Below are 2,104 nucleotides of genomic sequence, written 5' to 3'. Positions count from 1 at the left end.
CCGTCCCGGCGGTGGCGGCGGTGGCCGTCCCGGCTTCGGCGGTCGTCCCGGTGGTCCGGGTGGCCGTGGTGGCACGCAGGGCGCCTTCGGCCGTCCCGGCGGTCCCGCGCGTCGCGGTCGCAAGTCGAAGCGTCAGAGGCGCCAGGAGTACGAGGCCATGCAGGCCCCGTCGGTCGGCGGCGTGATGCTGCCTCGCGGCAACGGGCAGACCGTCCGCCTGTCGCGCGGTGCGTCCCTCACCGACTTCGCGGAGAAGATCAACGCCAACCCGGCGTCGCTCGTCGCCGTGATGATGAACCTCGGCGAGATGGTCACTGCCACGCAGTCCGTCTCCGACGAGACGCTGCAGCTCCTGGCCGGCGAGATGAACTACGTCATCGAGATCGTCAGCCCGGAGGAGGAGGACCGCGAGCTGCTCGAGTCCTTCGACATCGAGTTCGGCGAGGACGAGGGTGGCGAGGAGTTCCTCGTCGCGCGTCCGCCGGTCGTGACCGTCATGGGTCACGTCGACCACGGTAAGACCCGACTGCTGGACACCATCCGCAAGACGAACGTCGTCGCGGGCGAGGCCGGCGGTATCACGCAGCACATCGGTGCGTACCAGGTCACGACCGAGGTCAACGACGAAGAGCGCAAGATCACCTTCATCGACACCCCGGGTCACGAGGCGTTCACCGCCATGCGTGCCCGTGGTGCGAAGTCGACCGACATCGCCATCCTGGTGGTCGCGGCCAACGACGGCGTCATGCCGCAGACGGTCGAGGCGCTGAACCACGCCAAGGCGGCCGACGTGCCGATCGTGGTCGCGGTCAACAAGATCGACGTCGAGGGTGCCGACCCGACCAAGGTGCGCGGTCAGCTCACCGAGTACGGTCTGGTGGCCGAGGAGTACGGCGGCGACACCATGTTCGTCGACATCTCCGCCAAGCAGGGCCTCAACATCGAGAGCCTGCTCGAGGCCGTGGTCCTGACCGCGGACGCCTCGCTCGACCTGCGGGCCAACCCGGACCAGGACGCGCAGGGCATCGCGATCGAGTCCCACCTCGACCGCGGCCGTGGTGCCGTCGCGACCGTCCTGGTCCAGCGAGGCACCCTGCGGGTCGGCGACACCATGGTGGTCGGCGACGCGTACGGCCGTGTCCGCGCGATGCTCGACGACAAGGGCGAGAACGTGGAAGAGGCGGGTCCCTCGACCCCGGTCCTCGTCCTCGGTCTCACCAACGTCCCGGGCGCCGGCGACAACTTCCTGGTCGTCGACGAGGACCGTACGGCCCGTCAGATCGCGGAGAAGCGGGCGGCGCGCGAGCGCAACGCCAACTTCGCCCGGCGCGGTGTCCGGTTCTCCCTGGAGAACCTGGACGAGGCCCTCAAGGCCGGTCTGGTGCAGGAACTCAACCTCATCATCAAGGGCGACGCGTCCGGTTCGGTGGAGGCTCTCGAGTCCTCGCTGCTCCAGCTCGACGTCGGCGAAGAGGTCGACATCCGCATCCTGCACCGCGGTGTGGGTGCGGTCACCGAGTCCGACATCAACCTGGCGACCGGCTCCGACGCCATCGTCATCGGCTTCAACGTCCGCGCCGCGGGCCGCGCGGCGCAGATGGCGGAGCGCGAGGGTGTCGACGTTCGGTACTACTCGGTGATCTACCAGGCCATCGAGGAGATCGAGGCGGCCCTCAAGGGCATGCTCAAGCCGGAGTACGAGGAGGTCGAGCTCGGCACGGCGGAGATCCGCGAGGTCTTCAAGTCGTCCAAGCTGGGCAACATCGCCGGTGTCCTGGTCCGGTCGGGCGAGGTCAAGCGCAACACCAAGGCGCGCCTCCTCCGCGACGGCAAGGTCATCGCGGAGAACCTCAACATCTCCGGTCTGCGTCGCTTCAAGGACGACGTCACCGAGATCCGCGAAGGCTTCGAGGGTGGTATCAACCTCGGAAACTTCAACGACATCAAGGTCGACGACGTCATCGCGACGTACGAGATGCGCGAGAAGCCGCGAGCGTAACGCTGCGCTGTGCGTCGGCCGACGGGTCCTGTACCTGTCGGCCGACGCGCCGTCCCTGGGGGCTCCGCTCCCAGACCTCCTTTTGCCCACCCGCCCACCCGTCTC

1 protein-coding gene is annotated in these 2,104 nt (G+C 68.3%); it reads left to right on the top strand.

Annotated elements, in window-relative coordinates:
- Nucleotides 1–1,999: translation initiation factor IF-2 (infB, locus tag GT030_RS11015; RefSeq protein WP_161200943.1), on the top strand; the 1,999-nt coding region annotated here is incomplete at its 5' end.
- Nucleotides 2,000–2,104: the final 105 nt, after the last annotated feature.

Origin of the sequence: Streptomyces sp. SID1328 (assembly GCF_009865595.1) — a bacterium.
Classification (GTDB): Bacteria; Actinomycetota; Actinomycetes; order Streptomycetales; family Streptomycetaceae; genus Streptomyces; species Streptomyces griseoluteus.
Note: the sequence above shows the minus strand (reverse complement) of the source record. Positions and strands in the feature narration are given on the sequence as shown.